Origin of the sequence: Salinibacterium sp. PAMC 21357 (assembly GCF_000247645.1) — a bacterium.
Taxonomy (GTDB): domain Bacteria; phylum Actinomycetota; class Actinomycetes; order Actinomycetales; family Microbacteriaceae; genus Rhodoglobus.
Genome location: NZ_AHWA01000002.1, coordinates 231,871 through 257,476, shown reverse-complemented (window position 1 = coordinate 257,476; position 25,606 = coordinate 231,871). Strand labels below are relative to the sequence as shown.

25 protein-coding genes, 1 tRNA gene and 1 pseudogene are annotated in these 25,606 nt (G+C 57.8%); 18 read left to right on the top strand and 9 right to left on the bottom strand.

The window, feature by feature from the left end:
• Positions 1 to 59 precede the first annotated feature (59 nt).
• The 3 genes from ON14_RS01285 (at position 60) to ON14_RS01275 (ending at position 2,777) form a co-directional block, all read left to right on the top strand.
• The gene (locus tag ON14_RS01285; RefSeq protein WP_010202483.1) at positions 60 to 1,085 is read left to right on the top strand and encodes a daunorubicin resistance protein DrrA family ABC transporter ATP-binding protein; all 1,026 of its coding nucleotides are present in this window, start codon (positions 60 to 62) and stop codon (positions 1,083 to 1,085) included.
• Positions 1,082 to 1,927: an ABC transporter permease gene (locus tag ON14_RS01280; protein ID WP_010202480.1), complete on the top strand. Its 846-nt coding sequence runs from the start codon at positions 1,082 to 1,084 to the stop codon at positions 1,925 to 1,927. Before ON14_RS01285 ends, ON14_RS01280 begins: the two co-directional genes overlap by 4 nt.
• A 154-nt stretch (positions 1,928 to 2,081) precedes the next feature.
• Positions 2,082 to 2,777: a GDSL-type esterase/lipase family protein gene (locus ON14_RS01275; RefSeq protein ID WP_010202478.1), complete on the top strand. Its 696-nt coding sequence runs from the start codon at positions 2,082 to 2,084 to the stop codon at positions 2,775 to 2,777.
• Between the two features lie 62 nt (positions 2,778 to 2,839).
• Here ON14_RS01275 and ON14_RS01270 read toward each other — a convergent pair whose 3' ends face one another.
• Positions 2,840 to 3,541, bottom strand: a complete 702-nt coding sequence (locus ON14_RS01270; protein WP_010202475.1) for a LysR family transcriptional regulator substrate-binding protein — start codon at positions 3,539 to 3,541, stop codon at positions 2,840 to 2,842.
• Between the two features lie 37 nt (positions 3,542 to 3,578).
• Between ON14_RS01270 and ON14_RS01265 the strand changes: the two genes are divergently transcribed.
• From ON14_RS01265 to ON14_RS01245, 5 genes are all read left to right on the top strand, one after another.
• Positions 3,579 to 3,941, top strand: a complete 363-nt coding sequence (locus tag ON14_RS01265) for a DUF5997 family protein (protein ID WP_026037453.1) — start codon at positions 3,579 to 3,581, stop codon at positions 3,939 to 3,941.
• Between the two features lie 122 nt (positions 3,942 to 4,063).
• Positions 4,064 to 5,227, top strand: coding sequence for a GAF domain-containing protein (locus ON14_RS01260; RefSeq protein WP_039741624.1), 1,164 nt, complete (start codon positions 4,064 to 4,066; stop codon positions 5,225 to 5,227).
• A gap of 51 nt (positions 5,228 to 5,278) precedes the next feature.
• The gene (locus ON14_RS01255) at positions 5,279 to 6,028 is read left to right on the top strand and encodes a DarT ssDNA thymidine ADP-ribosyltransferase family protein (protein WP_081503491.1); all 750 of its coding nucleotides are present in this window, start codon (positions 5,279 to 5,281) and stop codon (positions 6,026 to 6,028) included.
• 21 nt (positions 6,029 to 6,049) lie between these two features.
• A complete protein-coding gene (locus ON14_RS01250) occupies positions 6,050 to 7,369 on the top strand; it encodes a GNAT family N-acetyltransferase (RefSeq protein WP_010202461.1) in 1,320 nt (439 codons plus the stop codon).
• A 60-nt stretch (positions 7,370 to 7,429) separates the two neighbouring features.
• Positions 7,430 to 8,728 carry a M18 family aminopeptidase gene (locus ON14_RS01245; RefSeq protein ID WP_010202459.1) on the top strand — a complete coding sequence of 433 codons (1,299 nt, stop codon included), beginning with the start codon at positions 7,430 to 7,432 and terminating at the stop codon, positions 8,726 to 8,728.
• A 133-nt stretch (positions 8,729 to 8,861) separates the two neighbouring features.
• Here the strand turns inward: ON14_RS01245 and ON14_RS01240 are convergent.
• Positions 8,862 to 9,326 (bottom strand): annotated as a pseudogene (locus ON14_RS01240) (RNase H family protein); the annotation flags it as partial.
• A gap of 123 nt (positions 9,327 to 9,449) precedes the next feature.
• Here ON14_RS01240 and ON14_RS01235 point away from each other — a divergent pair.
• From ON14_RS01235 to ON14_RS01225, 3 genes are read left to right on the top strand one after another with little or no spacing between them, the layout of a single operon-like run.
• Entirely contained in the window at positions 9,450 to 10,223 is a 774-nt protein-coding gene (locus tag ON14_RS01235) for an ABC transporter ATP-binding protein (RefSeq protein WP_010202454.1), read from the top strand.
• Positions 10,205 to 11,776 carry a hypothetical protein gene (locus ON14_RS01230; RefSeq protein WP_010202451.1) on the top strand — a complete coding sequence of 524 codons (1,572 nt, stop codon included), beginning with the start codon at positions 10,205 to 10,207 and terminating at the stop codon, positions 11,774 to 11,776. Before ON14_RS01235 ends, ON14_RS01230 begins: the two co-directional genes overlap by 19 nt.
• 49 nt (positions 11,777 to 11,825) lie before the next feature.
• Entirely contained in the window at positions 11,826 to 12,146 is a 321-nt protein-coding gene (locus ON14_RS01225) for a hypothetical protein (RefSeq protein ID WP_010202450.1), read from the top strand.
• Positions 12,147 to 12,165: 19 nt separating this feature from the next.
• Here the strand turns inward: ON14_RS01225 and ON14_RS01220 are convergent, their stop codons facing one another.
• Positions 12,166 to 12,450, bottom strand: coding sequence for a GNAT family N-acetyltransferase (locus ON14_RS01220; RefSeq protein ID WP_010202448.1), 285 nt, complete (start codon positions 12,448 to 12,450; stop codon positions 12,166 to 12,168).
• A 9-nt stretch (positions 12,451 to 12,459) separates the two neighbouring features.
• Positions 12,460 to 12,945 (bottom strand): glutathione peroxidase, encoded by a 486-nt coding sequence (locus ON14_RS01215; protein ID WP_026037452.1) that lies wholly within the window; start codon positions 12,943 to 12,945, stop codon positions 12,460 to 12,462.
• A gap of 126 nt (positions 12,946 to 13,071) precedes the next feature.
• Here ON14_RS01215 and ON14_RS01210 point away from each other — a divergent pair, with 126 nt between their 5' ends.
• The 3 genes from ON14_RS01210 (at position 13,072) to ON14_RS01200 (ending at position 16,127) form a co-directional block, all read left to right on the top strand.
• Entirely contained in the window at positions 13,072 to 14,010 is a 939-nt protein-coding gene (locus ON14_RS01210) for a J domain-containing protein (protein ID WP_010202444.1), read from the top strand.
• Positions 14,011 to 14,103: 93 nt separating this feature from the next.
• Positions 14,104 to 15,372, top strand: a complete 1,269-nt coding sequence (locus tag ON14_RS01205; RefSeq protein ID WP_010202442.1) for an APC family permease — start codon at positions 14,104 to 14,106, stop codon at positions 15,370 to 15,372.
• Positions 15,373 to 15,410: 38 nt separating this feature from the next.
• Entirely contained in the window at positions 15,411 to 16,127 is a 717-nt protein-coding gene (locus ON14_RS01200; RefSeq protein WP_039741618.1) for an endonuclease/exonuclease/phosphatase family protein, read from the top strand.
• A gap of 33 nt (positions 16,128 to 16,160) precedes the next feature.
• On the opposite strand, the gene ON14_RS01195 is transcribed toward ON14_RS01200, so the two are convergent.
• From ON14_RS01195 to ON14_RS01180, 4 genes are all read right to left on the bottom strand, one after another.
• Positions 16,161 to 17,681, bottom strand: a complete 1,521-nt coding sequence (locus ON14_RS01195; protein WP_026037451.1) for a SulP family inorganic anion transporter — start codon at positions 17,679 to 17,681, stop codon at positions 16,161 to 16,163.
• Between the two features lie 254 nt (positions 17,682 to 17,935).
• Entirely contained in the window at positions 17,936 to 19,636 is a 1,701-nt protein-coding gene (locus ON14_RS01190; protein WP_010202439.1) for an ABC1 kinase family protein, read from the bottom strand.
• A 33-nt stretch (positions 19,637 to 19,669) separates the two neighbouring features.
• Complete coding sequence (locus ON14_RS01185; RefSeq protein ID WP_010202438.1) at positions 19,670 to 20,236, bottom strand: PadR family transcriptional regulator; 567 nt, start codon at positions 20,234 to 20,236, stop codon at positions 19,670 to 19,672.
• 230 nt (positions 20,237 to 20,466) lie between these two features.
• Positions 20,467 to 20,550: transfer RNA gene (locus ON14_RS01180), tRNA-Leu, on the bottom strand.
• Between the two features lie 152 nt (positions 20,551 to 20,702).
• Here ON14_RS01180 and ON14_RS01175 point away from each other — a divergent pair.
• Together ON14_RS01175 and ON14_RS01170 are read left to right on the top strand one after the other, a co-directional pair.
• Entirely contained in the window at positions 20,703 to 22,034 is a 1,332-nt protein-coding gene (locus ON14_RS01175) for a M20/M25/M40 family metallo-hydrolase (protein WP_010202437.1), read from the top strand.
• Positions 22,035 to 22,058: 24 nt separating this feature from the next.
• The gene (locus tag ON14_RS01170; RefSeq protein WP_010202436.1) at positions 22,059 to 22,910 is read left to right on the top strand and encodes an undecaprenyl-diphosphate phosphatase; all 852 of its coding nucleotides are present in this window, start codon (positions 22,059 to 22,061) and stop codon (positions 22,908 to 22,910) included.
• Between the two features lie 37 nt (positions 22,911 to 22,947).
• Here ON14_RS01170 and ON14_RS01165 read toward each other — a convergent pair whose 3' ends face one another.
• A complete protein-coding gene (locus ON14_RS01165) occupies positions 22,948 to 23,883 on the bottom strand; it encodes a proteasome assembly chaperone family protein (RefSeq protein WP_010202435.1) in 936 nt (311 codons plus the stop codon).
• 65 nt (positions 23,884 to 23,948) lie between these two features.
• Between ON14_RS01165 and ON14_RS01160 the strand changes: the two genes are divergently transcribed.
• Together ON14_RS01160 and ON14_RS01155 are read left to right on the top strand one after the other, a co-directional pair.
• A complete protein-coding gene (locus ON14_RS01160; protein WP_010202434.1) occupies positions 23,949 to 24,620 on the top strand; it encodes an HAD family hydrolase in 672 nt (223 codons plus the stop codon).
• Positions 24,617 to 25,603, top strand: a complete 987-nt coding sequence (locus ON14_RS01155) for a tRNA (adenine-N1)-methyltransferase (RefSeq protein WP_010202432.1) — start codon at positions 24,617 to 24,619, stop codon at positions 25,601 to 25,603. Before ON14_RS01160 ends, ON14_RS01155 begins: the two co-directional genes overlap by 4 nt.
• Positions 25,604 to 25,606: the final 3 nt, after the last annotated feature.

Here is a 25,606-nt window from a genome sequence, read left to right as displayed (position 1 = left end):
GCGTAAGACATTCATCGGCGTGTCTTTGCGATGTCGCACGCATGATTTATCTTTACTGCGTGACTTTTATCGAAGCAGTGGAACTCAGAAAGACTTACACGCCAAAGGGCGCCGCTCCCGTGCACGCACTCGATGGCCTCGATCTTGTCGTTCCCCAAGGAACAGTCACGGCCCTGCTTGGGCCAAACGGTGCAGGAAAGACAACGACGGTGAAGGTGCTGACAACACTCATCCGCCCTGATTCAGGCAGCGCAACAATCGATGGTGTTGATGTAATCGCTTCGCCCGAACGTATCCGTCCGATGATCGGGGTGTCCGGCCAATACGCGGCCGTAGACGAGAATCTCACCGGTTTTGAGAATCTCGACATGGTCGGGCGCCTCTATCACTTGGGGGCAAAACAGTCCCGCGAGCGTGCGCGTGAACTGATCAACATCTTTGACCTCACAGAGGCTCAGAATCGCCCTGTTAAGGGTTTCTCTGGTGGCATGCGACGACGCATCGACCTCGCCGGCGCCCTCGTTATGCGACCACCGGTGCTCTTTCTCGATGAGCCGACCACTGGCCTTGATCCGCGCAGTCGCATCGGAATGTGGGAGATCATCACAACGCTCGTGGGGGAGGGCACAACGGTGCTTCTGACTACCCAATACCTCGAAGAAGCCGATCAGCTCGCTGACAGCATCTCGGTCATCGACGACGGCAAGGTCATCGCTAAGGGCACATCAGATGAGCTCAAAGCCTCGATCGGCGGTCAGCGTGTTGAGGTGAGCTTGGTTTCGACGGATGATTCGGCCGCCGCCCACGAAATCCTTACCCGCTTCGGCTCAACCGAACCTGCCGTGAGTATTGACGGGCGCGGCCTCACCGTCAACGCAGAAGATGCCCCCGCCGCCCTGCAACTCATTCTTAGTGAGTTCGCCCACCGGGGCATCCAGCTTTATGACGCGGGAATGCGTCGGCCAACGCTCGATGATGTGTTCTTGAAAATCACCGGCCATACGGCAAGCGCTGACGATGCCACGGATAGCGAATCGACTTCACCGCCGCAGAAAGCTACATCAGCAAGGAAGGCACAGCGATGAGCACCTCGGTTCGTGAAAAGACACCATACCCGACTACGTCATCGCCGGTTGTGGCGTGGCTCAATGACGGGTGGATCACCACTCGTCGCAACCTCATCAAGATCAAACGTGTGCCTGATATTTTGGTATTCACGACGCTGCAGCCGATTATGTTCGTGCTTCTGTTCACCTATGTCTATGCCGGCGTCATCGACATTCCTGGCAGCTCTTATAAAGAATTCATCATGGCCGGCATCTTTGCGCAGACCGTTGTTTTCGGTTCCACGTATTCAGGCTCGGCAATGGCTCAGGATCTCAAAGACGGAATCATCGACCGTTTTCGCACGCTGCCCATGAGCCCATCGGCTGTCTTGGTCGGGCGCACGAATGGTGACCTTCTCATTAATTCGATTTCGATGATTGTCATGATGTCCACCGGGCTTATCGTCGGGTGGCGCATCAAATCAAGCCCGTTGGAGGCAATCGCCGCAATTGCGCTTCTGCTGCTGTTTGCTTACGCACTTTCGTGGGTTATGGCTTTCATCGGCATGAGCGTGCGCAGTCCTGAAGTCATTAACAACGTCTCGTTCTTGGTGCTCTTTCCCCTCACGTTCATCTCCAACGCTTTTGTGCCCGCAGGGACGTTGCCCGGCCCATTGCGTGTTTTTGCCGAGCTCAATCCTGTCTCAGCTTTGGTGCAGGCAGCACGCGAACTCTTCGGCAACACTCCACCGGGATCGGCGCAGTCTGACGTCTGGCCGCAGCAGCATCCCGTGCTCGCTGTGCTCATCGGCATCATCGTGATGTTGGTTATTTTTGTTCCGTTGGCAGTGCGCAAGTTTGCCAGCATCAGCACACGTTGATCGGTGAGAGCGCGATCATTGCGATGTATTTGCTATAGAAACGCGGCCGTAACGATGTTAGAGTGCGCTTCAATAGACTCGCCCCTCCCGCCGGGGTCTTTCGTCGCAACAACCTGAGCGACGCACTCCGACATTGCCCGAAACGGAGTTCGAGATGTTCGCCACCCTAGGACATATCGCCATGAAGTCATTCTTGATGGTGTGGCTCTACGCGTCTCCGCATTCTTGGCGGGGATTGCCGTTACCGGACTCAGGTCCGCCAGTGCGCGTTGAGGGCGCCAACCTGAAGCATGTTCTCTTGTGCGGCTCGGGGATTGTCGTTGGCTACGGCGTCTCGTCACACGAGCTCGCTCTCGGCGGCTCTCTTGCTCGCTCCCTCGCGGCGCTGACAGGAAATGGAGTCGAGGTAATTACCGTCACGAGTCCGCGGCTGTCGACCAAGAGCGCACAGTCTCAGCTGAACCGTCAGGTACTTCAGGGTACAGACGCGGCATTGCTCTCGTTCGGAACGTTCGACCTGTTAACTCTCTTGCCGGCATCGACTTGGGGGCGACGGATGAGCGAATTAGTTGATTCAGTACTCACTAACGCTGGATCGCATGCCCACGTTTTTGTATTGGATTGCACTGCACCAAAGATGTCGAATTTTCCCGCCAGCTACCGGCGTCTTCTCCTTCGATTGACTTCTGAATACAACGAAGAAATTCGGTCTCTAGTCGAACGACATGAGCGTGTACTTCAGATCGACTTCTCGCCGGAGCCAGAGGACCCCGAAGCGATTGCGGGCCGTCAGAGTTATCGCACTTGGGCTGAGGCAATTGCGCCACACCTCGCTAAAGTACTGAGCTAACCCAGTCGACGTCGTCGATCATTGCCGTTGCCGAGGGAGCGTAACGCGATTCCCTCGGCCTTTCAGCGCTTTTTCGGCTGGCGCTTGCCGGGGCGAGCAGCGCGGTGTGCATTAGCGCGAGGATATTTGACGCGTGGTTTCGACTGATTTGCTCGTTGCTGTTTCTTCTCTGGCGTTTTCGCTGTGGCCGCTTCCGCTGCGGCATCATCCTTCGCCGTTCCTCGGGAGCTCCGCGCTGTGCGGCCCCGAACAATGCCGATGAATTCTTCGACATGAGGATCCACGGAACCATCTCGCCACGCGATAGCAACACGCCATTCCGGCCCGTCTTCGAGCAACTTCGCAACGACGTCACGCCGCATTAGTGCCCGCGCTACCGATTGCGGCATTATTGCCACTCCGACGTTCGCTGCAACGAGTTCAATTGTGTCTGGCCACTCACCGGTGACGGCATTTTCCTTGCTGAGATCGGCTACAAGTAAGGAATCACTTTCGGCGAGAGAATGTTCTTTGGGCACGACGACAACAGCGCGTTCGGTGTAGAGCGGAATTGCCGCAAGCGGGCGATCACCATCGAAATCAAGATCAATAGGAAGACGCACGAGCGCGACGTCTGCAGCACCACTGCGCAACATCGCTAAAGCATCTTCCTGCTCACTCGCGACGAGGCTCAGCGATACGTCTGCGAGTCGTTCATTCCACACTCGCGCCCATTTACCCGGCGTTGCACCGAGAACAAAGGCGACAGTGAATGATGAAGGCATGTGTTCAGGTTAGTCTTGGCGTGTGCCAGTTCAGACCATGAAGCCCGCGACAGCCGCCAAGAAGCTTGGCATTTACCTGCCAGCCACCCCAGAAGAGTTCCGCGATTCCGAAATCAGTCGCCAAGAACTTGCGGTGTTGTTGGAGTCTCCACCCGAATGGCTGGCGCAATTGCGACGCGAAGGCCCGCATCCTCGCCAGGTTGTCGCCCAAAAGCTTGGTGTCTCGACATCTGGCTTGGCTCGCGCCGGTGCTCCCGACGTCATGACGAGCGCCGAAATCAAAGCGCTCCTAGTCGAGATGCCCCAGTGGCTTGTTGAAGAACGTTCCGTGCACGCTGCGGTTAACGAAGAGAACGCACGCATCAAATCTGAGCGAGCCACTAAAGCAGCAGGAAAGTAACCGCTAGTTTTCCTCAATCTATCTAGTGCTGAAAAGTTTTCAGGTCTATACTCTTTAGGTTGAGTGCGCCCGTGTCTGGGCGTTCGGGTGGGAAACGATTGCTTCGTAGTTACGCTGCGCTTTTGGCGTGGCCATTTGTCAAGCTCGGTCTCGCGGTAATTCCGCAGTCCTGGCGCACACTTGTCGTGCCTACGGACGAACCACATGCCGAAGCGGTTGGACCCGATCCTGATCGAGTACTAGTCCTCGGGCCAGGTAAGTCGATGGGGTTCGGAGTGAACTCCCACGAGTTGGGACTGGGCGGGCATCTCGCTCGTCAGCTGGCAGTGCTCACTAAGCGCGGGTGCAGTGTCGACATTGTTTCTGATCCTTCGATGTCTCTGGCAGACACTCGCGTCGCGGTCAGCTGGGCGCACCTTGAGCGATTCGATGCGCTCGTACTCACCCTCGGCGGCACCGACATCCTGCGTATTCGCTCGCACTTCGTATGGCGTCGAGACGTGACAGCACTGCTTGACGCGGTGCAAGAGAGTGGCGGAGGAGCCTTGCCAACTTCCGTGCTCGGTATCGCTCCCGCCGACGACGTTCTCTCGTTACCGTCGTTTTTGCTTCGGATCGTCAACATGAATATTGCCAAGCTCAACACGATTACCGAAGAGCAGTGCAACGCTCGCGCAGGAGTAACGTTCGTTCCCGCGACCGCTCCATCGGACGATCAGCGCGTACCGTTCGAAAGCCGCACCTACGAGCACTGGGCACGCGAACTCGCTCCTGCAATTGCGGTCAAACTTGCCCACGTCGCCGTCCCGCCCGCGACGAGCGAGCTGGTCAACGAAAACCAACGTGTGTTTGATGGGTCAGCTCTTGCGACGAAAGAGGTTTCGGCCACGCTAACCGCCATCATGAATTCCGCACGGGTCATGTTTGGAACGAGCGGGGCGGCGGTCACCTTCCACGATCAAGAAGCACACTGGTTCACATCGACATCGGGCGTCGGCGACATGAGGCGAGAAGAAGCCGGGGCGTTCTGCAGTTCAGCATTCACCACCCGTGGGCTTGTGGTTCTCGAGGACACGATGAACGATCCACGATTCGCTGATCACCCGTGGGTGGTGAGAGGCCCGCGCATCCGCTTTTATGCTGGGTATCCGATTTCTGCGGCCAACGGACACATCATCGGTGCAGTCTGCGTCTTTGACACGGGCCCCCGCACGTTCGATTCGAGCCACGAATCGCTGCTCCGCGAATTGGCCTTACGGACAGAGTCGGCAATACAGCGCCATTAATTGCCGTACCTTGGGTACGGAGGTCATTTCTGAACTCCGAGAGAGGACCCAATGAGTGGCACCGAGTGCATCCACGGCTTCGAGAATCAATTGTGCGATTCCTGCTTCCCCAAGGCTGCCCCCGTTAAGCCGGTGACGCGCGCTACAACGTCGTCACGCACAAAACGGGTTCCTGGAGCGCCTCGAGCCTCCAGCAACAAGCTGCCTCTACTGGCAGACCAGCGGGTGTATCACGTCACCCACATCAGCAATCTTGAAAATATCCTTCGCGTTGGGCAACTGGTCGCCGCAGCGCAGATTGAATCGACAATCCTCGATGTCAGCTCGCCGCTCACTCGCGAACTGCGCGGTACTGCATCGTTGAGCACCGGCGAACCAGTTGACCGCTACGTACCCTTCAGCCTCGTGCCGGAATCAAACGCTTGGCGCGAGCTTCGCGATGGCGCCATCGAGCCTCGATGGTCCGATGCGGCCCGCTCAGCTTCGTCAACGGATTTCGTTTTCTTAGTGACGACCATTCGCGCGCTGGGAGATGACGCGGTCCTCGCTGATGGTGATGCTGCCGCCAGTCTCACTCGGTTCGCTGAGGATGAAGACACGAAGACGCGCATGTTGGGCAATCTGCGAGCAGATGAGCTTACTGATGATGCCGAAGTTTTGATCCACGGTTCCTTCGCTTTTGACGAGGTCCAACTCGTTGGTGTCGCGAGTGACCGAGCGCGCGATCGCGTGAAGGAACTGCTCGACGCTGCATCATTTGCGACGAAGGTGGCCGTCTACCCGCCATGGTTCATTCAGTAAAGTTCGCGGTACCGTTGGTACATGACCAACGACTTTGCCAAGCATCCTGTTGACGAGACCTCGACCGATTCACTGGTTGCCAGTGGGCTGCGCTATGGCTTAGTCGATACGAGTGATCGGGATTCGTTTGAGGCTTGGTTACAGGCTGATTATCGCGGCTTCCACGGCCCGACGGCGTCCAAAGAGCAGGTCGATTCGCAATTCACCGGAGTGACTTACCGTCGCACCGTCGGCGTCTGGGACGACAGTTTGGTCACACCGGATGTGCCGGTTGCGACGACAAGTTCGTGGACTGAGCAATTGACCGTGCCCGGCGATCGCACTATTGAGGCATGGGCAATTAGTTCGGTCACTGTGTCACCGACTCACCGGCGCCGCGGAATTGCACGGTCTCTCATTGAGGGGGAGTTGCGTTCCGCTGCCGCGATGGGGCTTCCGATGGCCATTCTTACGGTCTCGGAATCAACCATTTACGGGCGCTTCGGCTTCGGGCCGGCAGTCTTTGCTGCCGATCTCTCGATTGACACGCAACGCGCACAGTTCAGGTCAACTCAACGGCGCGGCAAGCTCCAGCCGGTGTCCTCCACCGAATTTGTCGAAGAGGCCCCCACAGTTTTTGAACGGATCCGCACCTCAACTCCGGGCCAGATCAAGATTTGGCCGCTGAGATGGGATCAGATATCGGGCAAGGCTCCTGGCGACGACGACTATACGAAAAAGACCCGTATCGTTCGGTACGACGATGACGGGGGAACCCCTCGAGGGTTCGTGGTCTATCGTGTCGCCGGTGACGAACTCGATTTCACTAACCACAAGCTGACTGTCGACTACCTTCTTGCAGAGAATCCAGAAGCCTACGAAGCACTCTGGCGTTACGTTCTTGAAGTTGATCTCGTGCGCGAGGTAAAGGCAGGGCTTCGGTCAGTAGATGAGCCCCTTCTCTGGCAGCTTTCCGACCGACGTGCCATCACAGCAACTCCTGTTGATCACTTATGGCTCCGTATTCTTGATGTTCCGGCAGCGCTCACCGCTCGTCGCTACTCTGGTCCATCCCGAATCGGTTTCGACATTTCGGATGCTCTGGAATTTGCCCAGGGCCGTTTTGTCTTGGAAACCGACGAAACGGGCAACGCTCACGTCTCGAAGGTTGAGGACTTTCCGGCGGATATCGCCGCAGTAGCGCTATCGATCAACGAGCTCAGTTCGCTTTATCTCGGGGGTGTGACAGTCAACTCCCTGGTTGCCGCTCATCGCGTACAAGAGCTCACTGAAGGCGCCGGTGACATCATTGATCGCGCCTTCCGTTCGGCAATGACCCCGTGGCTGAGTGTCTGGTTCTAACTGGTTCTGATTCCTGTTCGCGCGCGGTCAGCGCTCCCATAACAGTGCGAGAATTGAGGCATGACTGCCGCTCTCGACCACATCCATGATCTCGCTAGCTTCGTTTCCGCATCCCCTTCGTCGTTTCATGCCGTAGCTGAAGCAGCACGCCGACTTCGGGATGCCGGTTTTAGCCAACTCCACGAGGCGGATGACTGGAACGGAACCCGGACTCGCAAAGCAGCAAAGTACTTCGTGATTCGCGATGGTGCGATCGCGGCATGGATTCAGCCGACTAAAGCGACAGCAACGACTGCTTTTCGCATCCTCGGCGCGCACACAGATTCTCCGAGTTTTAAACTCAAGCCGAAACCCACTACCGGCAATGAGGGGATGTTGCAGGCCGGGGTCGAGGTTTACGGGGGGCCGCTGCTGAACTCGTGGCTCGACCGTGAGCTTGAACTGGCTGGTCGAATCATCTTCAGTGATGGCACCACAGAGTTAGTGCGAACCGGACCCATGCTGCGTTTTCCCCAGCTCGCCGTGCACCTAGACCGCAAGGTGAATGATGGGCTGACCCTCAAACGCCAGATGCACATGAACCCGGTTCTGGGCCTCGGTGACCTGGGAGATGCTGATCTGCTCGAGCACCTCGCGTCCCTTCTGTCGTCCGAGTCGTCGAAGCGGTCAGCGGCAGACATTGACGGGTACGACATCGTCGTCGCCGATACTGCCGCGCCTGCCGTTTTTGGCCTTGATCAGAAGCTTTTCGCATCAGGTCGACTCGATAATCTTTCGTCAGTCCACGCGGGTCTTGTGGCTCTCATCGGGCTGAGCACGAAACTCGATCACATTCCGGTGTTTGTCGCGTTCGACCATGAAGAAGTTGGTTCAGCTACTCGCTCTGGTGCAGCAGGGCCATTCCTTGCTGATCTACTGGCGCGCATCGGGGGTGGGCTCGGCGGCACGGATACTGACCGGATGCGGGCTGTCGCCGATTCATGGTGCCTCTCATCTGACGCAGGTCACGCTGCGCATCCCAACTATCCTGAGCGTCATGATCCCGCTAATCGTCCCCGTCTCGGCGGAGGGCCGCTGCTCAAGATCAACGCGAATCAGCGCTATGCCACTGACGGCGTCGGCGCAGCGGAGTGGGCTCGGGCCTGCCGCCAAGCGGGCGTTGAGTACCAGGAGTTCGTCTCGAATAATGACATGCCGTGTGGTTCGACGATTGGCCCCATCACGGCGACTCGCCTAGGTATTCGCACGATCGATGTCGGCCTTCCGCTACTGTCAATGCACTCGGCTCGAGAAATGTGCGGGGTCGCCGACCCCCTTGCGCTGACCAGTGCTATTGCCGCGTTCTACGAACCGGCCTAGATCGCAGCACGGGTGCGAAAGCTGAAGGCCGGTCTCTCGGGAGTTGGTGGAGAGAGGTCGGTTAGAAAAGTGTGGTTGGCCCGTCGGCCGTACTACGTGAGTTGACGCCGTCAGGGCGGGACTCGCTGATCGCAGCACCGGGATAGCCCGGGCCTGCCGGGCACACGCTGCGACGCTGGAAGGCTTCGGCAGCGCCGCGCGCTCGAACATCAGCTGCTTCGTTGAGTGGATGACCAACATGGCCGCGTACCCACTCAAACCGGTAGCGCCGTCCAATGATGGCTTCATCGATTTGTTTGAGCAGATCGACGTTCATTACCGGTTTGCCGTCGCCTTTTCGCCAGCCCTTTTTCTTCCACCCGGGCATCCACTTTGTGACGGAATTGATTACGTATTGGCTGTCACACAAGATCAACAGATCTTCGTCGACGTGCGCCGTCGCGCGAAAGAGTTGAAGCACCGCCATGAGTTCGCCTTGATTGTTCGTTGCGTGGTCCCACCCGCCTGCGCCCCAAGTTTTGTCGTCGATGTACCACGCCCATCCTGCGGGCCCGGGATTACCCAGTGCTGAACCATCGGCAGCGGCGGTGATCGTCATAACAACCTTTCTCGGCGAGATTGGGGCGGCAGCCACCATTCACTTCGACTCTAGTAGCTGCGCGAACGCACAAATTCTGGTGTCTAACGCACTGTGAGCACAATTCGGTTTTAGGCTAAGGCTGTGCCCGATTTGACGCCACTTGTGCCTGCCCTAGAAATTCGTGGACTCACCAAGCGATTCGGCGACAAGCTGGCCGTGAACTCGGTTGACCTTGTGGTTCCCGCGGGCTCTTTCTTTGGGCTGGTTGGGCCCAATGGTGCCGGCAAAACCACGACGTTGTCGATGGCAACGGGATTGTTGCGGCCAGATTCCGGAACTATTGCTGTGCATGGTGTGGATGTGTGGACTCACCTGGTCGAGTCGAAGAGGCGCATCGGTGTGTTAAGCGACGGCATTCGGTTGTTTGATCGCCTTACCGGTTTGCAGCTCGTAACCTATGCCGGCCTCTTGAACGGTATGGAGCGTTCCATTGTGGCCGAACGTGCTGCCGATCTTCTCGAATTGTTCGACTTAGAGGTTGCTAGTGGCACGCTCGTTGTCGACTATTCCGCCGGAATGACAAAGAAGATTGCTCTCGCGTGTGCCCTTATTCACGCTCCCGAGGTGCTCGTTCTCGATGAGCCCTTTGAATCTGTCGATCCGGTCTCAGGCGCAAATATTCGCGACATCCTGCACGGCTTCGTTGAGTCTGGCGGCACAGTGATTGTGTCGAGTCATGCAATGGACTTGGTGCAACGCATGTGTGATCACGTCGCGGTCATCGCCGATGGTCGAGTACTCGCTTCTGGCACGACCGTTGAAGTGCGCGGAGCTTCCACACTCGAAGACCGTTTCGTCGAGTTGGTGGGCGGGCGACGTCACGGAAAGGGACCCGAGTGGTTACGCATCTCGTAAGGCTGCGGTTTCGGCTTCTCTTCAACGGTCTCAGCCGAAGCCCTTGGCAGGCCGTCGCCGTGATTCTCGGCACGGTGTATGCGCTGTTTCTCCTTTTTCTCGCGATAGTTGGACTCTTCAGTCTTAGTTTTGCCCCCACCGAAGTCGGCCGTACCGTGAGCATTCTCGGTGGTGCTGTGTTGGTGCTTGGCTGGACAGTACTGCCGCTGCTCAGCTCTGGCATCGACGAAACCGTCGAGCCGTCTAAACTCGCTACCTTCCCCATTCCGCTCAATACTCTGGTGCTCGCTCTTGCGGTCAGCGGTCTTCTCGGAGTTCCGGGAATCGTCACGACCCTCGTCACCTTCGCGACTGGCCTGCTGTGGTGGCAGACTCCGCTGATCGCTGTCGTCGCAGTCGTGTGTGGCCTAATCGGGGCAGTAACGTGCATTGTTGGATCGCGGATGCTCGCAGCTTTGACAGCTCGGATGTCGAGCGGCCGACGAGCTCGCGAAGCAAAAACTGTTTTCGTGCTGATCCCCTTGATGCTTCTTGGTCCGGCAATCTTGGGGATTTCGTCGCTCTTTCGAGAGTTCTCCGATATTTTCCCGACCATCGCTAACGTTGTGGCGTGGACGCCAATGGGTGCGATTTGGGCTGTTCCTGGTGATCTCGCTCTCGGAAACTTTGGTCAGGCAGTCATCCACTTTGTCATTGGCATCGCCACGCTTATCGGCGCCACCTTTGTGTGGCGGTGGGCGCTAGATAGGGCTCTTGAGCAGCCTGCCCATTCCACCGCAAGCAGCGGAGCCAAGCACGGTCTTGGTTTCTTCGGTGTATTTCCGGGCACTCCGAGCGGTGCGATTGCCGCACGAGCCCTCACCTATTGGATTCGTGACCCGCGTTATGCCCAATCACTAATCAGCATTCCGCTAGTGCCCGCGCTGGTATTTTTCTACAGTGGGGCAAGTGGCGACCTCACTGGCCTGCTCTTTGTCGGACCCGTCGTCGCAGTTCTCCTCGGCATGTCGATTTACACCGACGTTTCTTACGACAACACAGCTTTTAGTTTGCACTTGCAGACCGGAGTCAGCGGACGAGATGATCGGTGGGGGAGAGTACTCGGTGTGTCGGTGTTTGCCATACCAACAACCATCATTTTGGTCCTTGCCGGCGTGTGGGTAAGCGACAGTTGGGAACGACTACCAGGGCTTCTCGGAATCGCGCTTGGCCTACTGCTGACTGGCATGGCACTCTCGTCCCTAGTTTCCGGCCGGTTCGCCTTTTCCGTGCCCGCGCCCGGAGACAATCCGTTCAAATCACGCCCGGGGGGCGGATTCACCCTCATGCTGTCGATGTTTGCGTCGTGGACTGCACTCGCCGTTTTGGCACTACCGGAGATGATTCTGGCGCTGCTCGGTTTCGCGACCGATCAACCGATACTCGGTTGGCTCGCCCTCGCCATGGGAATCGGACTCGGCTCTGGTCTGCTATTAATCGGGGTGCGATGGGGAGGAAAGATCCTTGATGAGCGTGGCGCCGAACTACTGGTGCAGCTTCAGCGTCAAAAGTAGTTCTTAGAATTGTGATGCCGTTTGCAGCTAAGCGGCGTAGTTTTTCCTTATGAGTGACGATCCCACTCGATTGAGAAACCAGCCTTCGCTAACGACAGCCTCAGGCAACAGTTGGCTGATCATTGGCGCGCTATTTGCCGCGATCTCCATCGGCATGTTGGCAGCGTTAGCAACGCTGCCTCCCTCGGGACTGGCGTTAGTCGCAATCGCCGTGATAATCGCCCTCTACCTGGTGATGCTCATCCTGCGGTTCACGGTGCACGCTCGCCGACGGCGGCTGCGACTTATCGCCGTCTGCTTGCTGTCGATTGCTGCGGTAGGTTTGGGATCCGTTGTCGCCATAGCTGCCATCAATTGGGCAGCGCTGTGATCGCTCGAATAGGCAGAAGCTAGCGTGAAAGTAACCCTGCTCGCGTAGGATTCGCGTCGAACCATTCCGCGACGTACCAGCACATGGGGAGTACTCGTTTCGTCGAAGACGACTCCACATCATCCATCGCAAATTTCACCAGTTCCGCCGCATAACCTTTGCCGCGATGGGCTGGCTGAGTGTACGTGTGATTGAAAGATATTGACCCGTCATTCGTGCGGTAATCCGCGACGGCGACGAGCGCCCCATCTACGTTCATGACGTAGCGGTTCGAATCTTTTTCGTGCACAAATTGCGTGGTCATACGTCTAGCCTAGGCCGGAAGCCCAGCTTCGATCACACCGACGATGGCAGGATCATCCGGAACCATCGTTGGGCGAAAACGGTGCACGCTATCGTCAGGCGTAACCAAGAATTTTTCGAAATTCCAGGCAACTCGGCCAGCTTTGCCCGCGCTGTCCGGGGTTTTTTTCAACGCTGCGTACAGCGGGTGGGCAGATTTACCGTTGAGCTTCACCTTCTCGAACATGGGGAAGGTAACGCCCCACGTCGTAGAACAGTATTCCTTGATCGCGTCTTCGGAACTTAGCTCTTGCAAAAACTGATTACTCGGAAAACCGAGAACTGCAAAACCGCGGTCCCCGTACTTCTTCTGCAACTCTTCGAGCTGTTCGTACTGCGGAGAGAGCCCACAGCGCGACGCAACATTCACAATAAGTACAACCTTGTCCTGAAAATCGGCAAGGGATGTTTGGGTGCCGTCGATAGTTGTCAACGGTATGTCTCTGAGATCAGTCACAGGACAACGGTACGCCTGCAGGCTGAGCACTCGCCTACGACATCCCGAATGTTGCCAGCGAGGTTCGGTACTGTTGAAGGGTCACCTCACCCACCACAGCGTTTGCCGCACAGCGAAAGCGAGTCCATGCCCGATAGCCCCCTGTCAGCGAGCGCCTACGAGGTACTCGGTGTAGCGGCCTCGGCAAGCGAAGCTGAGTTGAAGAAGGCCTTCCGTCGGGCCCTCCGCGAAACCCACCCTGATACCGGGGGAGACCCGGAACAGTTCGCCGCCGTCCAACGCGCCTGGGAGCGAGTTGGAACGCCGATAAAACGGCGAGGCTACGACGCCGGGTTCGTCTCTCGCGCCAATTCGGCGCGAACGCCGGGTTCTCCTTTTTCCGCACGCACGCCGTCGCCGGGGCGCGAAGACTCTCGCCCTCGAGCGCGAGCTTATGGGCATCCGGGCGGCTGGCGACGCGAGCGCTTTCTGGACGGCATGCGCGAATGGGTCGGCCGGGGTGTCGCCCTAGATGACCCCTACGATCCTGCTCTCGTCAGAAGCGCCCCACGGGAGCTACGTCGGACTCTGGCCGACGCTCTGGCCGAAGAAGCTACAGCACGTACCGTCAGCACGCTCGGAATTGGCTTCACTGTCTGGCACGACGTCGCCACCGGAGTTCCCGATCGCAAAATCGATCACGTTGTCCTCGGGCCCACCGGACTATTTGCGATTCTCTCCGAAGATTTTGGAGGGCCAGTGAAGGTTCGTCGCGGGGAGCTCATCGGCCAAGACGTTCAACTAGAAAAACCAATGCATGAGCTCTCATCTCGGGCAAAAGCGCTCAGCCGCCAGCTCAGAGTCGCTTTCACGTGCTTCGTCATCGTTGTGCCAGACGACGCGCTTGCTCAAGCACAAGAGTCCTTGGGAACCGTACGCGGGCAGCCCGCGATCGTCGTGCGCCAGAGTGTTCTCGCCCACCTTTTGCGAACCGGCCCAGAGACGACACGTGGCCATCAGCTCGGGGGCAACGAACTCTTCGACGTTCGCACCCGTTTGAGTAACGGGATTACCTTCGTCGACTAACAACGACGACGTTTCTTTTACGGTCGCCAACTGTTCATCCAACACGGCTGCCGTTCGCTGCCGGACTCCGCCCGCCGGGAGTAGTGTGATCACGTGAATACGAACGCCAGCCTTTCTCGGCGATTGAATACACTCGATGCCACGATGATTGGCCTCGGTTCGATGATCGGTGCTGGGGTCTTTGCGGCTTTCGTTCCCGCGGCCCAAGCCGCTGGCGCTTGGCTGCTAATCGGCCTCGTTATTGCTGCTGTGATTGCGTGGTGCAACGCAGCGGCTTCGGCACAGCTCGCCGCTGTGCACCCCGTTGCTGGCGGCACGTACGCCTACGGGCGAAAACAACTTGGTCCTTGGTGGGGCTACTTCGCCGGGTGGTCGTTTCTCGTCGGCAAAACAGCAAGCTGTGCCGCGATGGCGCTCGTCTTTGCTACCTACGTAGCGCCGGCAAGCTGGGAAAAACCAGTCGCGATCGCTGCCGTCGTGATCATGACCATCGTGAATCTTCTCGGCGTGACTCGCACAGCACTCGCGACCAAGATCATTGTTGTTTTTGTTCTCGTCGTGCTGGTTGGTGTGCTCGTTGCCGCCGTCAGCTCGGGCTCGACGGCAACGCACCCGCTCGTGATCAGTGGCGACGTCAGCCTTTATGGAGTCCTTCAATCGGCGGGCGTTCTATTCTTTGCCTTTGCTGGCTACGCGCGGATCGCCACGTTGGGCGAAGAAGTTCGCAACCCACAGCGATCAATCCCCCGCGCGATCATGACGGCGCTGGCCATCACTGCGACGCTATACCTAGCGGTGGGAGTAGTGATGCTCGCGGTGCTCGGCGCTGATGGACTAGCCAAATCTCACGCTCCCATTGCTGACGTCGTCAACATTGCGGGCTGGGGGTGGGCATCCGGAATCGTTAGCGTAACGGCCGGAGTAGCATCCCTGGGAGCTCTGTTGGCCCTTATGGCTGGAATTGGCCGCACGACATTCGCGATGTCGCGAAACTATGATTTGCCGCGCTGGCTCGGTGAAGTGCATCCAAAGTTCGCCGTTCCCTACCGAGCGGAACTGGTTCTGGCTGCTGTGGTCATCGGTATTCTGTTGGTCGTGGATCTCCGGGGTGCGATCGCATTCTCGTCGTTCGGGGTTTTGCTCTATTACTTCGTGGCCAACCTGTCTGCCTTCAGCCAGCCCGTCACCGAGCGTCGGGTTCCACGCGCCGTCAACGTGCTGGGAGCGATCGGATGCTTGACTCTCGTCGCGACCGTACCGTTCGTGGGGGTCGCGGCCGGGATTCTCGTCCTGATCCTCGGGGTTCCTGTGCGTTTGATTTCTCATCGTCAATCTCGCGCACTTTCTGATCATGGCGCATAGGCTAGTTCTCTCTTAAGGAAGAGGTATTTGGATTCGTGATTCGCGTAATTAGTTACAACCTTCGTAAGAACAAGGCGGCTGTTGAGTTAGCAAAACTCGCGGAGACGCCCGACCTCGATGCGCTCTGCCTTCAGGAGGTCATCTCATCTGAGCTTCCGACTGAAATCGGAGGTTTGCATCTCGCCGATTCCACCAAGAACAACAGGCTCGGTCTGGCCGTCTACTATCGACGCGAACGGTATGAGCAGACAGCGAGCAAAGCATTCGAGCTGAAGAAGTCGCTTCATGACCGCGTCTTCACGCCCACTCCCGAACGCCTGGTCGGTTCACGACTAGTCGATCGTGACACGGGACATGAGCTTGTTCTCGCGTCGTTCCACGCCGCGCCACTCACCGCGCTCAATTCGTTGCGCCGCAACCAAATCAAGGCTGCACATGAGTTACTTCAGACGCTGGGTTCCGGTGCCCCGATTCTTATGGTCGGCGACTACAACTACCCGTTGTTCAAAGATGGGCTCACCCAACGAGTAAAAAAGACTGGCTACGATCTGTCACTGAGTGACCGAAAAACCTACACCAACTACAAATTTTTCCGTGGGCACTTTGACTTCGTCACGTCGCAAGGATTCACGATTGAAGGGGTAGAGACGCTCACTCGCGGCGTGTCCGACCACTTGCCGATATTGGTGACGGCTGCGTACGGAACCGCGAACACGCACCACTCCACAATCGAAGTAGAGCCCCTCGCTAGCTGAACGCTCCGTTAGCGCAATTGGCGGCGCGGTGAATTAGCCTTCGCCGCCAAGGTTGCCTGCCAGTCGTTCGTGCATGTACTGGCTGGCTTCGTTGAGCCCGATCAAAACGACGCGCTTTCCTTGGCGTTCATATTTTGTCGTAATTGCATCCAGAGCGGCGACCGTCGAGGCATCCCAAATGTGCGAGTTCGACATGTCGATGATGATCCGATCCGGGTCATCCGTGTACTCGAATTGCGTGGTGAGGTCGTTGCTCGAAGCGAAGAAGAGTTCGCCATTGACGCGGTAGTACGCGGTAGGCACTGTTTCATCTTCGGGCAGCGTGCGCTCGACGGTGGCGAAGTGCGCGACGCGACGGGCAAATGCCACCATCGCCACGATCACACCGGCCATTACGCCGATTGCAAGGTTGTGTGTCGCGACGACGACAGCCACTGTTGCGACCATCACGACTGTCTCGCTAATCGGCATGCGCTTCAACGTCGAGAGCTGCACGCTGTGCCAGTTGAACGTGGATACAGCGACAATGATCATGACAGCGACAAGGGCCGCCATAGGAATGATCGCGACGATGTCGCCCAAGACGACAACCAAGATGAGCAAGAAGATACCGGCCAAGAACGTGGAGATTCGGGTACGGGCTCCGGATGCTTTCACGTTGATCATTGTTTGACCGATCATCGCGCAACCACCCATCCCGCCGAAGAGACCGGAGAGTACGTTTGCAACGCCCTGGCCCCAGGCTTCACGTGTTTTGCGTGAGTGGGTGTCGGTGATGTCGTCGACAAGCTTCGCGGTCAGGAGCGACTCGAGAAGTCCAACCAACGCCATTGCCAGAGCGAACGGGCCAATGATCGACAGCGTCTCCCAGTTAAGCGGAACGTTCGGAATGAAGAGTTCGGGAAGACTGCGGGGAAGTTCGCCCTGATCTCCCACGGTCGGTACGGCAATTGCCATTGTCACAGTAGCGATCGTGATCAGCACGATGGCGACGAGAGGGGCAGGAATTATTTTGGTGAAGCGCGGCATCAGAATCATGATGATCAGTCCGGCGCCAACGAGGGGATAGACCATCCACGGCACGTTGATGAGGTGTGGCAATTGAGCCGTGAAGATCAGAATCGCCAACGAGTTGACGAAGCCGAGCATGACGCTTCGGGGGATGAAGCGCATAAGCTTCGCGACGCCCAACACACCCATGACTACCTGAATGATTCCGCCAAGAATGACGGTGGCGATGAAGTAATCCATGCCGTATTCGCGGGCGACGGGCGCGATCACGAGGGCGATTGCTCCGGTCGCCGCCGTGATCATTGCCGGCCGACCGCCGAGGAACGCAATCGATACAGCCATCACGAAGGAAGAAAACAGGCCGACCCGAGGGTCGACGCCGGCGATAATCGAAAACGAAATCGCCTCGGGAATCAATGCCAGCGCCACAACTAGCCCGGCCAACACTTCACGGGTAAGGATGCGTGGCGTGCGGAGCGCCGTCAGAACCGAAGGGTCCGCACGGTACCGATTCGGACGGGATGTTTGAGCAATAGGGATAATTTTCTCCTGCGAAAAGCGCCACACGCGGGCGCGGTTTAATAAATGTTTGGGGGAGCCTAGGTGCAAGATTTGCACGGCTGAATGCCAGCAACGCTGCTGGCTAGAGACCTGGGATAACCCGGGCTAATGAAGAACGGACAACAGCTGATGCAACTGAATCCCCTAACACGATAGCGGATCGCGCAGATTCATGGGTGACTCTCAGGCTGCGTGGCCGGCCGGAAGGACCGGGTTTGACCGACACGTTGCCGTGTTCAGAACGAACGGCTCCGGCTGACAATCCCCGCAAACAGAGCGTGTGCGAGCGGCAGGACCGATGCGACGAGAAGCACCAATCCCAGCGTGGAGTCGGTCTGCCGCAACAGAATTCCTCCAATGAGCAGCCCGGCGAAAAGCACCGCAGAAAGCACCCGCCGGGTGAGCTGTTCGATCACCCGAAGACGCTTATCTGCTCCCGGGGTCTCGACTGCTAGTTGGCCGCGTTGCATCAGAGTCGCGACGCTCTCTAGTTGCTGCGGCAATCGCAGGAGGAGACCAGCCGAAGACAGAGCTTGCTTCGCGAATTCCTTGACCGTGCCGCCGCCTTCATCAATCGCGAGCCGCTGGGCGAAGGGTTCGATTGCCGTCCAGACGTTGTAGCCAGCGTTGAGGTTGCTGGCGACGCCAGAGGTAACCGAGACCGCACGGATGATCAGCAAAAAGTTTTCCGGAAGTTGGAACGGCATAGTCCGAACCACTTCGCTGAACTCGTTGCCGAAGGCTCTGAACTCTTGCGGATCGACCTGCTGCAGTTCGCTAAAGCCCATTCCTCCGAAACGGTCAAAGAGCTCGCCCATTGCACGCTCAAGCGGTGCAGTCTCCGCGGTTCGCAGCAAGATGCCCATATCGCGCACACTGGCGACCAAGCCGGGTGCATCTCGCGCAGCGGCAGCAATAATGAGTCGCTGTAATCCACGGCTAAGGTTTTCGGGGACTTCACCCATCATCCCGAAGTCGATGAACGTGAGCGCCCAATCAGGAGTCGATGTGTCGGCGCGTTCCGGGTCGGCCGGCGTCACAAAAATATTGCCGGGATGCGGATCAGCGTGAAAGAAGCGGTGGATGAAAAGTTGCTCAAACATTGCCCGTGACAACTCATCAGCGACGTCAGACGGATTAATTCCTGCCGCTTCAAGACGCCCCAGGTCGTTAATCTTGATCGCGGTGGCGTCGGCCAGCGTCAGAACCCGACGCGTTGAGCGTTCCCAGACGACCTCGGGTGCGGTAATTCTGGGATCGTCAACGAAGTTGGCAGCGAAACGCTCTGCGTTACTTCCCTCGTTGAGGTAATCGATCTCTCGCAGGCTGATGATCGCAAATTCCTCAAGCAGAACAGGAAGGTCTACTCGCCGCGATATAAAACGAACACGGCTGAGCCAGCGCGCTACCCTTCGCAGTGCGGAGAGGTCGACATCAATGATCTCGGCTATCCCCGGGCGCTGAACTTTAACAACGACATCCGCGAATCCGACGTCACGAGCATCGGAGGGCCGCAGCCGCGCACGGTGAACCTGTCCAAAGGATGCGGCCGCGATTGGTATCGTGTCGAACGTTTCGTACGCGCGCTCAAGCTCAAGACCGAGCTCGCGTTCGGCGCTCTCACGGATAAGCGCGAAGTCAACCGCGGGAACTTCATCCTGGAGACCCTCGAGTTCGCGGGTGATCTCTGCAGGCAACACATCGAGGCGAGAGGACATGAACTGTCCCACCTTGATCATGAGGCCACCGAGATCGACCGCGAGCGTGTGAAAGTTGCGCGCGATATGGGCGGCACGCGCCAGCCGCCGCCGAGCGGCAATTCGCTCGAGACCGAATCGCGGCAGGACAAGCTCGAACCACCACTCGAGGACCATGTACCGGGCAGCGAAGCGCAGAATCCGACGGTAACGGGCGCGCAGCTGTCTAGTGTCGGTCATCGATGCTCCCTAGGGCCAAAGTGCGGCGTCTAATCAGTCTTGGGCGAGGATTGCGTAAAGCTTACGGCGCGCATCATCAACAATCGTGATGGCTTCGTTGACCTGCTCAGCGCTGCCATTGCGCATGATCGGGATTACTGCTTCTGCCAGCTTGGCCGCGGCATGGGGGAGTGCGGTCGGGCGTGACGTATCGCGCGCTTCAGACTCATCCCACGGTGCCGGCCTGTTCGACTTGACCTCATCGTGGCCCTTTTCGGTCAACGTGTACGTTTTCTTGCCGTCGGCTTCATGCGCTTCGATGAGGCCTTCGTCAGCAAGAAGTTGAAGAGTCGGGTAGACCGATCCAGGACTGGGCTTCCACGAGCCGTTACTGCGCTTTTCGATCTCGTGAATTATTTGGTAGCCGTGCATGGATTCTTCGGCCAGCAGAGAGAGTATGGCGACGCGCACGTCACCACGCCCCATGCGAGGCGCTACACGCCGATCGAATTCAGTGCGCACGTTGTCGAGCGCATCCCACAGGCCCTGACCCGCGTGATCGAATGCTTCTGCGAACGGGCGGCGAGAGTTGCGGCCACCGGTTCCGAATGAGTTGTTCATGCTGATCCTCCGCTCTGTGGATGCGGGGCACGAGTCGCCCTGCCGATACTCAACGATACATCGTTGACGAAACCAGGATGAGAAATCTCAGCGAACTTACAGCGGGCATGGAGCGCGATTGATTCCGACAAGCAGCGGCATCAGGGCATGAAAAAAGGCCGGCAACCAGATAAATCTGACTGCCGACCTAATTTCTCAACTACTGATCCGTAAGTCCGAATCGTTCGCTGTGCGCGAAGGGGGACTTGAACCCCCACGCCTTTACAGGCACTAGCACCTCAAGCTAGCGCGTCTACCAATTCCGCCATCCGCGCGCATCTGCGGCGCTACAAGAGCACCGCCGAGATAAGAGAATAGCATCCTTTTTGAGCATCGATTTACGCCTCGAATAGTTGAGCAGGATCGCTAGCTTTCGGGTATGCCGTGGCGTGCAGATTTTTCCCGGTCAGACGGCTAGCGTTACCTTATGACTCCTGAGCCCTCTCTCGAGCGCACCGCTCGTATCGCGCAAGATCTCATTCGCTTCGACACCTCAAACTATGGTGAAGGTCGCTCTAACGGCGAGACTGTTGCCGCCGAATATTTAGGCGCGCTCCTAGAAGAGATGGGGCTCACTACTCAGTACTTCGACGCCGCCACAGGCCGCACCACGGTTGTCGCCCACGTTGAGGGCAGCTACGACACCGAGTCGTCTGCGCCGCACGCCAAAGAGCGTCCGGCACTGATCTTGCACGGCCACACTGATGTGGTTCCTGCCGATCCCAAGAACTGGTCGGTAGATCCATTCGGAGGAGAGATTCGCGACGGGCTGCTGTGGGGCCGCGGCGCCGTAGACATGAAGAACATGGATGCCATGATCGTCACTGCCCTCGGTGACATCCTGGGGGCAGGAAAGCGCCCGGCGCGCGACCTCATCATTGCTTTCTTCTCTGATGAAGAGAACGGTGGCGAGTTCGGATCACACTTCATGGTTGATCACCACGCCGATGTTTTTGCGGGCGCGACCGAGGCCATTAGTGAAGTTGGCGGATATTCGATCGATCTTCAGGGTCAACGCGCTTACCTTTTACAGACTGGCGAAAAGGCACTCGTCTGGATCAAACTGACTGCCCGCGGTATGGCTGCTCATGGTTCGCGAGTGATAAGCAATAACGCCGTTACAAAGCTTGCCGAAGCCATCGCGATTATCGGCCGCCAAGAATGGCCGGTGCATCTCACCGACACCACCAAATTGCTCATCTCGGAGCTTTCTCGCATACTCAAGATCGACCCAGAAGTGGTTGGCCCCGACAATCTAATTTTGGCCACCGGAACCGCATCCGGCTTCTTGCAGGCCACTTTGCGAACGACAAGCAACCCCACGCAGTTGCAGGCCGGCTATAAGCACAACGTAATTCCGGATGTCGCCGAAGCGCTCGTTGACATCCGCACAATGCCTGGCGAGGAGGATAAAGTTCTCGCGCAGGTTCGAGCGCTACTGCCGGATGAGATTGAAATTGAGATCATGCACCGCGACATTGGCCTTGAAACCAGTTTCGATGGCCCTCTGGTCGACGCGATGATTGGCAGCCTCGGTGTTTTCGATCCGGGGGCTCCCGTGCTGCCTTATCTAATGTCAGGCGGCACTGACAATAAAGCGCTCAAGCGACTCGACATCACGGGCTACGGTTTCGCGCCCTTGCAATTGCCCCCTGAGATCGACTTTCCCGGTATGTTCCACGGTGTCGATGAAAGAGTGCCTCTCGACGCACTAGTCTTTGGCAGGCAGGTCTTAGGAGACCTGCTTCTCAAGTACTAGCTACTACCTAAGCGGGAGCGTTTCATGGGCTTTATTGAGGCCATTATTCTTGGGCTTGTTCAGGGCCTGACCGAATTTCTCCCGATCTCGTCAAGCGCCCATTTGCGCATCATGGGCGAATTTTTGCCGTCGGCAAGCGACCCTGGAGCCACATTCACGGCAATCACCCAGTTGGGCACTGAGCTCGCGGTCATCCTTTATTTCCGCAAAGACATTGCGCGCATCCTGAGCCGCTGGTTTCAGCAGTTTCGTCGGTCGGGTGGTTCCCATCATGAAGTGGTTGACAAGAATCATCCGGATGTTCGGCTCGGCTGGCTCGTAATAATCGGCACCGTTCCCATTGTTCTCGTTGGCTACTTCGCGCAGGAGTACATCCGTTCAACATTCCGCTCGCTGTGGTTGGTCGCCACCGTGCTCATTGTCTTCGGCATCATTCTGGGAATCGCCGATTACCTGGGCAAACGCACTCGTGCACTTGACGAGATGAAGTACAGCCACGGCATCACCATTGGTCTGGCACAAATGCTTGCGCTCGTGCCCGGCGTCTCACGTTCAGGGTCCACGATGACGGCGGGGCTCGCATTGGGCTATACGCGGCCGGCGGCGGCACGTTTTGGGTTCCTGCTCGCAATTCCCGCCGTGTTCGGCAGCGGGCTTTATGAGCTCGTGCACAGCTTCGGCGAGACGAATCAGGTCTTCACCTACGCCGAAACTGCGGTTGCAACGGTGATCGCGTTTATCGTCGGCTACTTCGTCATCGCCGCACTCATGCGGTATATCGAGAAGCGCTCGTTCTTACCGTTCGTGATCTACCGCGTGCTTCTGGGCGCGACACTGTATATTTTGCTGGCAACAAACGTGATTCAGCCGGTTTAGTCACTACAACGAGCGCTCTTCACCCAGCAATAATCAGCTAGTCCTTGCCGCGCCACGGTTCGTCGCCGGCTGAACCCTGATCAGGTTTATCGTCGCCACGGCGAAGGTATTTCTCAAACTCTTGAGCGATCGCTTCACCGCTGGCCTCGGGGGAGTCGACGGTGTCCCGAGCTCGCTCGAGCTGTTCGATATAGGACGACATGTCGTCATCCTCGCCAGCGAGGGCGTCGATTCCGGTTTCCCAGTCGCTCGCCTCGCTTACGAGATTTCCGCGAGGAATAACGACATCCACAATTTCTTCAAGCTTGTCGATGATCGCCAAGGTCGCTTTTGGTGATGGTGCGTTGTGGACGTAATGCGGTACGGATGCCCATATAGACATTGTCGAAATACCCGCTGCTTCAGCAGCTTGGCCAAGCACAGAGAGGATGCCAACGGGGCCCTCATAGCTGCTGCGCTCGATTTCGAGTGCGGTACGCACTTCAGGGTTTTCACTCGATGTGAAGACCGAGATCGGCCGCGTGTGAGGAACATCGGCAAGCATTGCGCCCAAGAAAACAATCGAGGTGATGCCGTTGTCCACGATTGTGTGGAGGATGTCTCTCGTGAACGCCCGCCATGATCGCGAGGGTTCAGTGCCGAGAAGAAGATAGATATTCGACTGATTGCCCGCGCTCACTTGGAGGTGGGCGTCGGCGGCAATACTTTCCGGACGCACTGTGTTGGGGCGGGATGGACCAAAAATGGTGACCGATGGCCACGTCAGCGATCGGTTGCCATCGTCGTCATAAGCCACGAGCGGCCTGTTGAATTGATAGTCGAAGTACTCTTCAGGGTCTACTTCTGCGATGGGGTAGACATCGAGTTGTTCTTTGAGTGATCGAACGGCACCGCTGGCGGCCTCTCCGGCGTCATTCCACCCCTCGAAGGCGACGACCAAGAGTCGTCCGTTCGCGAATGGGGTGTTAGCCACTGGGCTCCTTTGGGTCGAGTTCCACGAATGTCACTTACTCAAGGATAGAACTACGATGGTGCGTTGTGACTCACTCCACTCCGGCTGCCGTTCTTTGGGACATGGACGGCACCCTCATAAATTCCGAACCGTACTGGATTTCCGCCGAAAACGACCTTGTAGAGTCATTCGGCGGTGAATGGACTCACGATGACGCAATGGCTGTTGTCGGGAGCGGTTTGTTCACGTCGGCACGCGCTATGCAGGCAAAAGGCGTGCAGTTGGATGAAAACACGATCGTCGATCGTCTTACCGATCGCGTAATGGCTCAGCTGAAGGAATCAGGAATCCCGTGGCGGCCCGGCGCCCGCGAGTTGTTGCTCGAACTTCGCGAAGCGGGCATCCCTACCGCTTTAGTCACGATGTCAATTAGCCGGATGGCCCATCACGTCGTGGATAACCTCGGATTCGCGGGGTTCGACGCGGTGATCTCCGGAGATGACGTAGAAAACGCAAAGCCGCATCCCCAGCCGTACCTCGAGGGTGCTGCTGCTCTGGGAGTCGAGATTGCTGACTGTGTCGCCATCGAAGATTCACCTCCCGGTGCCACATCAGCGTTCAGCGCCGGAGCAACGGTGGTTGGCGTTCCCTTCATGGTGGAAATCCCCGAAGAGCAAACTCATGCACTGTGGCCGACCCTCGACGGCCGAACTTTAGAACACCTGTCAGAACTTCACGCAAAGGTATCCACTCGATGAGCGACGTATTTAGACGACAAAGTGGCGAGTTTCGCGTCGGCGACCGGGTTCAGCTCACTGGCCCCAAGGGCCGGCTGAACACCGTAACGCTCGAGCCCGGCGGAGCGTTCCACACCCACCGCGGCGTTCTCAGCCACGACACCATCATTGGCCTGCCCGATGCCAGCGTCGTCACTTGCTCAAACGGCATCGAGTATTTGGCGATGCGCCCGTTACTTACTGATTTCGTCATGTCGATGCCCCGCGGTGCCGCGATCATTTACCCCAAGGATGCAGCGCAAATCATCGGGCAGGCAGATGTCTTTCCTGGCGCTCATGTGGTCGAAGCGGGCGTGGGCTCGGGTGCACTCTCTCTGTGGCTGTTGCGCGCTATCGGTCCGAGCGGTCGCCTGAGCTCCTTTGAGCGTCGCGAAGAATTTTCGGAGATCGCTCAGTCAAATGTTGAGGCATTCCTCGGCGCGAAGCCAGACAACTGGTCGGTGACGGTCGGTGACTTGCAGGAGCAACTGCCCGCATCCGTGAAGCCAGGCACTGTTGATCGCGTCGTGCTCGACATGCTTGCCCCGTGGGAATGCATCGAGGAGTGCGCAACTGCACTAACTCCTGGTGGAGTGTTGCTGTGCTACATCGCCACGGTCACTCAACTGTCGCGCGTTGCCGAGGCAATCCGTGCCACTGGGCTGTTCACTGAGCCTGACTCCAATGAGACGATCGTGCGTGGTTGGCATGTTGAGGGCCTTGCAGTACGCCCGGATCACCGCATGGTTGCGCACACAGGTTTCCTGATGACCGCACGCCGTTTAGCGCCCGGCTCGGTACTTCCCGAGCTCAAGCGCCGTGCTTCCAAAACCGACTTCAGCGATGAGGATGTCGAGATTTGGACGCCGGGCGCCCTTGGAGAGCGCAGCGCAAGTGCGAAACGACTGCGCAAGACCGCGCGCGAAGCGAAGGCTGCGGCAGAGGCCGCGTCTTCAGACCGGTAGAGT

Excerpts from the sequence above, each read along its gene's own strand:
- ON14_RS01170 (WP_010202436.1), top strand. The coding sequence starts at position 22,059 with ATGGGCTTTATTGAGGCCATTATTCTTGGGCTTGTTCAGGGCCTGACC.
- ON14_RS01220 (WP_010202448.1), bottom strand. The coding sequence starts at position 12,450 with ATGACCACGCAATTTGTGCACGAAAAAGATTCGAACCGCTACGTCATG.
- ON14_RS01275 (WP_010202478.1), top strand. The coding sequence starts at position 2,082 with ATGTTCGCCACCCTAGGACATATCGCCATGAAGTCATTCTTGATGGTG.
- ON14_RS01270 (WP_010202475.1), bottom strand. The coding sequence starts at position 3,541 with ATGCCTTCATCATTCACTGTCGCCTTTGTTCTCGGTGCAACGCCGGGT.
- ON14_RS01225 (WP_010202450.1), top strand. The coding sequence starts at position 11,826 with ATGAGTGACGATCCCACTCGATTGAGAAACCAGCCTTCGCTAACGACA.
- ON14_RS01250 (WP_010202461.1), top strand. The coding sequence starts at position 6,050 with ATGACCAACGACTTTGCCAAGCATCCTGTTGACGAGACCTCGACCGAT.
- ON14_RS01255 (WP_081503491.1), top strand. The coding sequence starts at position 5,279 with ATGAGTGGCACCGAGTGCATCCACGGCTTCGAGAATCAATTGTGCGAT.
- ON14_RS01175 (WP_010202437.1), top strand. The coding sequence starts at position 20,703 with ATGACTCCTGAGCCCTCTCTCGAGCGCACCGCTCGTATCGCGCAAGAT.
- ON14_RS01210 (WP_010202444.1), top strand. The coding sequence starts at position 13,072 with ATGCCCGATAGCCCCCTGTCAGCGAGCGCCTACGAGGTACTCGGTGTA.
- ON14_RS01185 (WP_010202438.1), bottom strand. The coding sequence starts at position 20,236 with ATGAACAACTCATTCGGAACCGGTGGCCGCAACTCTCGCCGCCCGTTC.
- ON14_RS01265 (WP_026037453.1), top strand. The coding sequence starts at position 3,579 with ATGAAGCCCGCGACAGCCGCCAAGAAGCTTGGCATTTACCTGCCAGCC.
- ON14_RS01245 (WP_010202459.1), top strand. The coding sequence starts at position 7,430 with ATGACTGCCGCTCTCGACCACATCCATGATCTCGCTAGCTTCGTTTCC.
- ON14_RS01155 (WP_010202432.1), top strand. The coding sequence starts at position 24,617 with ATGAGCGACGTATTTAGACGACAAAGTGGCGAGTTTCGCGTCGGCGAC.
- ON14_RS01280 (WP_010202480.1), top strand. The coding sequence starts at position 1,082 with ATGAGCACCTCGGTTCGTGAAAAGACACCATACCCGACTACGTCATCG.
- ON14_RS01190 (WP_010202439.1), bottom strand. The coding sequence starts at position 19,636 with ATGACCGACACTAGACAGCTGCGCGCCCGTTACCGTCGGATTCTGCGC.